5 protein-coding genes are annotated in these 8,226 nt (G+C 44.9%); 2 read left to right on the top strand and 3 right to left on the bottom strand.

What is annotated here, in order from left to right; translation table 11 throughout:
• Positions 1-3,385: PAS domain-containing protein (locus IQ229_RS04915; RefSeq protein WP_194041788.1), on the bottom strand; the 3,385-nt coding region annotated here is incomplete at its 3' end.
• 178 nt (positions 3,386-3,563) lie between these two features.
• On the opposite strand from IQ229_RS04915, the gene ldpA reads away from it, so the two are divergent.
• Both ldpA and IQ229_RS04905 read left to right on the top strand, forming a co-directional pair.
• Positions 3,564-4,748, top strand: coding sequence for a circadian clock protein LdpA (gene ldpA / locus IQ229_RS04910; protein WP_194041786.1), 1,185 nt, complete (start codon positions 3,564-3,566; stop codon positions 4,746-4,748).
• 83 nt (positions 4,749-4,831) lie between these two features.
• Positions 4,832-6,565: a R3H domain-containing nucleic acid-binding protein gene (locus IQ229_RS04905; RefSeq protein ID WP_194041790.1), complete on the top strand. Its 1,734-nt coding sequence runs from the start codon at positions 4,832-4,834 to the stop codon at positions 6,563-6,565.
• Positions 6,566-6,841: 276 nt separating this feature from the next.
• Here IQ229_RS04905 and IQ229_RS04900 read toward each other — a convergent pair whose 3' ends face one another.
• On the bottom strand, positions 6,842-7,096 hold the full coding sequence (locus tag IQ229_RS04900) for a hypothetical protein (protein WP_194041784.1): 255 nt from the start codon (positions 7,094-7,096) through the stop codon (positions 6,842-6,844).
• Between the two features lie 70 nt (positions 7,097-7,166).
• Positions 7,167-7,877 (bottom strand): response regulator transcription factor, encoded by a 711-nt coding sequence (locus IQ229_RS04895; RefSeq protein WP_194041782.1) that lies wholly within the window; start codon positions 7,875-7,877, stop codon positions 7,167-7,169.
• Positions 7,878-8,226 lie beyond the last annotated feature (349 nt).

Genomic DNA, 8,226 nt, shown 5'->3' with positions numbered 1-8,226 from the left:
CCATGTTGCGGGTAATGACTGCTTGCAACTCTAACATTTGTTCAGCGCGTTTGCGATCGCTGATTTCAACTACGACAATGCCCATGCTAATAGGTTCATCAGCTTCAGACTGAATTGGAAAATAGGAAGCTAGCCAAGTCCTGATTACACCTGGAAATTTTGGGGTTTCTCCACTGATTTCCAAATCTAGAATCGGTTCACCCGTTGTTAAGACCTGTCGAAAGACTCGATCTTGCTTCCGTGCTATGTCAGGGACAATCTCCCACGTTGTCTTGCCAATATGTTCTGCTGCGGGAATGCCATTAATTTCTGCTAATGCTTCATTAACCAATGAATAACGCAGTTCCCCATCGATAATGGTTATACCAACGGGTGCATTATTGATGAAGGTATCCAATAACTTTTGCTTGTGAGCCAGTTCTCGCTCTAGAATCTTGCGCTCGCTTATATCAATAATTACTCCTAACATCCGTACAGGTTCGCCTGCCTCGTTGTAAACACCACGTCCTTTCCCCGTCAGCCAGTGAACCCTGCCATCGGGAAAAATCACTCGATATTCACCTTGAAAATTAATATGTTGTGCCAGTGCATTTGATACAGCCTGTTCAATTCGGTCAACATCCTCTGGATGCACGCGATCGCACCATAGTTGATAGCTGGCTGCTAATATTTCTGGCTCTAAACCTAACAAACGATAATGGTTGTCGTTCCAGATAACTTCGCCTGTTTGAACATTCCAATCCCAAAGACCGATGTGGTTAAATTCCAACGTTAGCCTCAGTTGTTCTTCACTTTTGGCTAAGGCTGCTTCGGCTTGTTTGCGTTCGCGTAGCGCGGCTTGTCGATCGCTGATATCCCGATGAGTACCAGTCATTCGCAGAGGATTACCATCTGCATCTCGCATCACAACCTTACCGTAGTTGGCAATCCATTTGCATTCGCCTGACTTAGTTCGGAGTCGATAGTCAAATTTGTACTGTACTGAACTATCCTTGAGGTGATCTGCCAAGATTTTCTCCACCCAAGGGAGATCGTCTGGATGAACTAATCGCTCCCAGGTACTAAAATCCTGTGGGAGTTCATCAAAGCGGTATCCCAGCATTTCTAAATAGTGAGGGCTGTAATAAACCTGTCTAGTCAAAATATTCCAGTCCCACAAAGCATCTCCAGAAGCCTCAAGGGCTAATTGTAGTCGTTCCTCACTTTCTCGCAGAGCAATTTCCGATCGTTTGCGCTCTTCTTCACCATACTTCCGGGCAGTAATATCCGTGATTCGTACTAGTTGCATCACAGTACCAGCGAGCGTAATTTGTTTGGCTGCGATGTTTCCCCAAAAGGATTTGCCCTGCTTAGTAATATATTCAACTTCTCGACTCCAAAACCCTTGCTGGTGAATTTCTTCCATAAAGGTGGCAATCTCATCGGAAGTGAACGGTTGTTTTTGCAGAGTGTTACCTTTAATGTTAATTAATTCGGCTTTACTAGAGGCTGCAAATAGCTCCACTGCTCGATCGTTACAGTCAGCGATCAGTAATGTTTCGACATCTACCAAAAAAAGCGCATCAGCGGATTCGTTATAAACAGCTTCTAGCAGGTCACGACTACGGATGATTTCTAACTCAGTTTGTTTGCGTTCTGTAATATCTATAACCGCTCCCAATAGCTTAACTGGCTGCCCTTGAGCGTCATAAGCTATCTCTGCTTTTGATTCAACATAGCGCACTGAACCATCAGGTCGGATAATTCGATACTCAAGATTGAAAGGGGCTTGTTGAGCGTAGGCGTAGCCCGTCGTAGACATCACCTGTTCCAGTTGAGCCTCTATCCAGGCGCGATCGTCTGGGTGAACTATTTGGAGAATTTCCTCCTGGTCGGGTTCGCCTTGAGTGGGATTTAGGCCAGAGATGCGAAAGGTTTCCATAGACCAGTAGCGCTTTTTCGTTACTAAGTTAAATTCCCAACTGCCTATATGGGCAATTTGTTGAGTAGTGGCTAGCATTGCTTCACTTTGTTGGAGTTTTTCTTTAGCCTGTTTAAGTTCGGTAATATCTCGCCCTTCTGGAATTAACAAAACAACTTGACCTGTCTCATCTAAAAGCGGACGGAGTGAAAAATCGACTGTTACTACCCGATTATTTGCACCGAGAACATCAACTTCATAGCGGATAAATTCCCCTTGGGCTGCACGAGCGATCGCTTGTCTTAATTCTGCTTGAGTTTGCGGTGAAATTGTCCACCAGCGCGCTTCCCAAAAAGGGCGATTGATCGCATCTTCCAGTTTCAGTCCGGCAAAATTTAGCGCCGTCTGGTTCGCCTCTAGTAAAATACCAGCTGGCGTTAGCAGTCCTATGAACTGGAAAGTATTATTAAAAATGGCACGGAAACGGCGATCGCTTTGGTGTAATTTGGCAGTGCGTTCTTGTACCTTCGCTTCTAACTCAGTGTTGAGTGTTTGGAGATTGTGGTAGAGTTCGGCTTGTTGGATAGCGATCGCTAGTTGCACCGTCAGTTGCTTGAGCAATTCCACCTCAAATATCTGCCATTGTCGCGGCCCAGAACATTGATGTGCGATAAATAGCCCCCAAAGTTCAACTGCTTGAGTCCCCTTGCTCTCTAACAAAATCGGGACAACTAAATTCGCCTTCACCTGAAACTGTTCCAAAAGTTGAATATGGCAGTCACTTAAACCTGCTTCGTAGATGTTTGTAGCTGCCCAAATTTTTCCTTGGCGATATTCTCCCCCCTGATTTTCCTGAAAATAGGTATCTTCAATCTCCAGTCCTAAGATTGATGTCCATTGAGGTAATACCGACTCAGCGACGATTTTGCCTTGCATTTGAGGCGTAAATTGATACAGCAGTACCCGATCGGCACCCAGTAACTGGCGGACTTCTTGAACACTCGTGGCAAGGATATCTTGAAGTCTCAAAGATTGGCGAACATTAAGAGCGATCGCTTCTACTAACTTTTGTTGTTCCTGTTGCTGTTTTAGCTGCCGCATTAGCTGCATCTGCTCGATCGCCCCATGAACCGCTCGACGTAAATTATCAGAGGTCAGTTTTCCTTTGACTAGATAATCTTGCGCCCCACTCTTGATCGCTTGGACTGCGATCGTTTCGTCTCCCTGTCCAGTCAGGATAATTACTGAAATTTGACTGTTAGAAGTTTGCCTCTGTAGCTGAGTGAGAAATTCCAGCCCATCTAAATCTGGTAATCGATAGTTCAACAAAATTACATCTGGTATTTTCCCTTGACAAGCTTGTAGCGCCTTATTTCCAGATTCAAATTCGTAAATATCATAAGTGTAGCGATCGTCCCGCTCTAGAAAGCGTCGATATAAAGCTCTATCTTCAGCAGAGTCTTCTACAAAAAATACAGTTGTCATGTTGTCGGCCTCCTAAGACAGCTGCGGGAGTGGGGAGCAGAGGAGACAAGTTGACAAAAGTGAGAACTTGCAACAAGTCTTTCCCAATGCCCAATTCGATAAACCCTAAATCAACAAATTCGCACTTTTTCTTGATCGCAGACTACTATTTTTAGTCGCATAAACGCATAATAGAATAGTGACTGATCTGTTCCTACCTTTACAATCTCTCAAACAAGGTGACTGGTTCAAGCTGATCTGCGGAGCCAGCTTCCAGCATTTGCCGGCAGTCAGAAGTTTAACGTTAGCCTATACTTTGGCGGGCGCTGACTGCATAGATGTTGCAGCTGATCCAGCAGTAATTGCAGCAGCGCAATCAGGGCTACAAGCAGCCAAATCTCTGGCTAAGGATGCCCAAAAGCGAGGCTTTGACTACAAAGGGAATTTACCCTTTTTGATGGTCAGCCTAAACGATGGAGAAGACCCCCATTTTCGCAAAGCAGAATTTAATCCTCATGAGTGTCCTACAGACTGCCCTAGACCCTGTGAACGGATTTGTCCGGCACAAGCGATCGTATTTGACAGTATCAAAGAAGACTTTTCAGGAGTAGTATCCGAAAAGTGTTATGGCTGCGGTCGTTGCATACCAGTTTGCCCTTATGGTATAATTTATACAGCTTCATACGTGACAACGCCGGGAGCGATCGCGCCATTGGTAATGTCAACGGGAGTAGATGCCGTAGAAATCCATACAAAAGTCGGGCGGTTGGCAGAATTTGAGCAATTATGGCAAGCAATTTCACCGTGGGCCGATAAACTAAAGTTACTAGCAATCAGCTGTCCTGATGGTGAAGGGATGATTGACTACTTAAGAGCGCTCTACGACAGGATTGCCCCACTCAAGGGTGCTTTAATTTGGCAAACCGATGGTCGTCCGATGAGTGGTGATATTGGCGATGGCACCACAATAGCTGCGGTGAAATTAGGGCAAAAAGTTTTGGCAGCTAAGTTACCAGGATATGTGCAGTTAGCAGGCGGCACAAACAAGTATACCGTTGCTAAGTTAAAGGCAATGGAACTGTTAAACAGTGCTGAGTTCCGAGTTATGAGTGCTGAGAAAGACTATGTTACTCAGTACTCAGCACGGGCTAAACGCCCCGCTACCGCTAACAGCACTCAGCACTCCCACATCGCCGGGGTCGCCTACGGTAGCTACGCTCGCGTACTGCTGTCACCAATTCTCGAACAGTTAGAGAATAAGGAGGTAAGTAACACCAAGATGAAGGCGACTGTTCGCCTAGAAGAAGATCAAGTATTGCTTTGGCAAGCTGTAGAACTTGCCCATTCTCTCGTTTCCCAGATCAAGTCACAGCAGGAGCGTTAATTGCTCGTTCGGAAAAATACCCAGGGCGGGTTCTCCTGCACGCAAATGTCCTCGCTATCTCTAAAAACGTCACCATAGAAAGCATGACGATTACAGACGATCTCCAAAAGTTATTAGACATTTTGCCCCAAGACCTGCAACAAGTACTAGAGAGTCATCCCAAACGAGATAGTTTAGTAGAAGTGGTCTTGGATTTGGGTCGTCGCCCAGAGGCTCGCTTTCCTAATCAAGCTGAGTATTTGAGCGAAGTACCCGTTACTCAAGAACAAATAGATGATTGCATTCAACGAGTCGGAATCTTTGGCGGAGATAATCGGGCAGGAATTGAGCAAACTTTGCATCGGATCAGCGCTATTCGCAACCGCACTGGTAAGATTATTGGCTTGACCTGTCGCGTTGGTCGGGCGGTATTCGGAACCATTGGCATGATCCGCGATTTGGTAGAAACTGGTAAATCGATTCTCATGCTGGGGCGTCCAGGCGTGGGCAAAACTACCGCCTTACGGGAAATAGCCCGTGTTTTAGCGGACGATCTGCATAAGCGAGTGGTGATTATTGACACCTCCAACGAAATCGCTGGGGATGGTGATGTTGCCCACCCCGCCATTGGTCGCGCTCGGCGGATGCAAGTAGCTCATCCAAACGAACAGCATCAGGTGATGATTGAGGCAGTGGAAAACCACATGCCCGAAGTCATTGTCATTGATGAAATTGGTACGGAACTGGAAGCTTTAGCGGCTCGTACCATTGCAGAACGGGGCGTACAGTTGGTAGGTACTGCTCACGGTAATCAGATCGAAAACCTGATTAAAAACCCCACCCTGGCTGATTTAGTTGGGGGTATCCAAGCTGTTACCTTGGGAGACGATGAAGCCAGACGGCGAGGCTCTCAAAAGACTGTTTTGGAGCGGAAAGCCCCGCCTACCTTTGAAATTGCGGTGGAAATGTTAGAACGCCAACGCTGGACAGTACACGAAAGTGTTGCTGACACCGTAGATAATCTGTTGCGGGGGCGTCAACCTACCCCACAAACGAGAACCGTTGATGACCACGGCAAAATTGCGGTTACACGTCAGTTAGCTGTTGTCAACGGTCGTGGTGGACAGTTAGGAACAGTAGAGGATTCTTTTCCACCGGCGCGACAGTCTAATGGCTGGCGTTCATCTGGACAAATGGTTGCACTACCCCAATTGCCTGTAGAGCGGGTAACTGGACGCAGTGAGTTTGACCGTTTGCTGGATGAATCCTTCAATTATTCTGAAAGCATTGATTTTGATGCTGCTACAAGAGTGCCAGGGCCCAATGGTGAAGATTTGCCATTGCACGTTTACCCCTATGGGGTTAGCCGTCACCAACTAGAACAGGTGATTAGCGTGCTAACTTTACCCGTGGTCTTGACAAAAGATATAGATACTGCTGATGCAATTTTAGCATTGCGATCGCACGTCAAAAACCACGCCAAATTACGCCAAATGGCCAAAGCTCGTCATGTACCCATCCACGTAATTAAGTCCAGCACCATTCCCCAAATTACCCGTGGTTTGCGGCGGTTGCTGAACATCGACGACCCAGAGATGGCCGACGATAGAGAACTACAATTGTTTTTGCACAATGGTAGCGATGATGAGATGGATGCCTTAGAAGAAGCTAGACTTGCCGTTGAGCAAATTGTGATTCCTAAAGGACAGCCAGTCGAGTTATTGCCGCGTTCTCCCCAAGTCCGCAAAATGCAACATGAGTTGGTAGAACATTATCGCCTCAAGTCGCATAGTTTTGGCGAAGAACCAAATAGAAGATTACGGATTTATCCAGCGTAATTTTAATAACTCTATCAAAGAGTTTACTTACGATGTACACACAAGCCTTTGTCAAGGTAATTTACGGTTAGTCTCATAGATAGCCCCTGAGATACCTCACCCTGTCGGGAAAAGAAAATTTTTTGGTAATTTACGGTTAGTCTCATAGATAGCCCCTGAGATACCTCACCCTGTCCTATCCTTACTAAGGAGAGGACAGGGTGAGGTTTTGATAACTTATGTGTACAGCGTAACCTTTTAGAGAAAAGTTTATGCATTTGAAAAGCGCTTTAACCATCAAAAATCGCCAAAATCATTATCTATACTCAAGCTAATAGTCCAATTTTCTCGCACTAATTCGCTGTTATCATCAACATCACGCAGCGTCTTGTAGACAAAGAATTCGTAAAGAGTGAGTAATATCATGTCCGTATAATTAGTTATAATTTCCACAGTCATTGCACCCCCACATGTCAAAATAATTCGTAATTGATAATGGGCTTCTCTACGAGACGCTAAAAGCGAACGCCCCGCTACGCTAACGTAATTCATAGTTACAATCAGTGGGGGCTTGTACCCTCTTTAATTACGATCGCTTCTTACCGAATTAAATTTCCCCGAATTAATCGATTAAACCTTCATCACGGGAACGAATTTCAGTTTGAATTCGCATATTCTTACCACCCTGCTTGCAGTCTTCAGGATACACTCCCAACACATCCTGAATCTTCGTCCAGTAAGTACGTACTGCTCTTTCTGATTTATACATTCGTTCGGCGATCGCCTTATCTGTCAAACTCTCTTCAAAAGCCAACCGCAACACTTCCAGCCATTCTGGTTTGAGTTCGATTCCCGTTTTGATGTCTTTGGTGTGAGTTGCACCATGAAGGGACAAATTAACCCGCATTAGCATTTCATCTTCGGGTAATCCTTTATCTGCGATCGCAAATCCAGCTTGATGATTATCAATCTCGTGTTTGATCCGAATTAACGCCTTCACATAACTAGTTTGTACCATAAAATTCTGATGGGGATATTCTTGGAGCAAAGTTTGCAGCAGCTTAATTCCGGTATCAATTTCTGCTGTCTCTCCTTGGCGATCGGGAATTGATAAATCCATCACAATTAGGCCAAAGTGATGATATTGAAGTTGAAAAAGTGTCTCTTTTGCCGTCTGAGCCTTAATGATAGCAGCTTCGGGGTACTGTCTACTTAAGACATCGAGCGTACCAGTTAAAATTAATTGGTGATCATCTACAACAAGAATACCCAGCTTTTTTTCCACTGGTAAATATCCAAAAACTTGATGTTCTTTTAAATTTACTACTACCATATTTTCATCCAAATTCAAAGTTTATTTAAGCTTTATGAAAATTTTCTTTGTCTCCGGCGTTTAACTTGAAAGTCATATCTTGTATCTTTTAGCCCTAACTCATTGAAGTATGCGCTTATTTTAATTGGAGATGAATTTTCAAGCTATGCAGAAAAGTGCAAATCTAGAGATGCGATCTGATTTTGGATTCGGAATCATTAATAATTATGTGGACATGAATCAAAAGTCCTCACCCTAAATCCCTCTCCCAAGTTGGGGCTATGGTGTACACACAAGTCTGAAATAGCTGATTAACCAAGGTTTTACCCCACCCTAACCCTCCCCTTATAAAGGGGAGGGAACTAGATTT

The sequence above is a fragment of the Nostoc cf. edaphicum LEGE 07299 genome (assembly GCF_015207245.1).
In the GTDB taxonomy this organism is placed as follows: Bacteria; Cyanobacteriota; Cyanobacteriia; order Cyanobacteriales; family Nostocaceae; genus Nostoc; species Nostoc edaphicum_B.
This window is presented reverse-complemented; position numbering and strand designations above follow the sequence as displayed.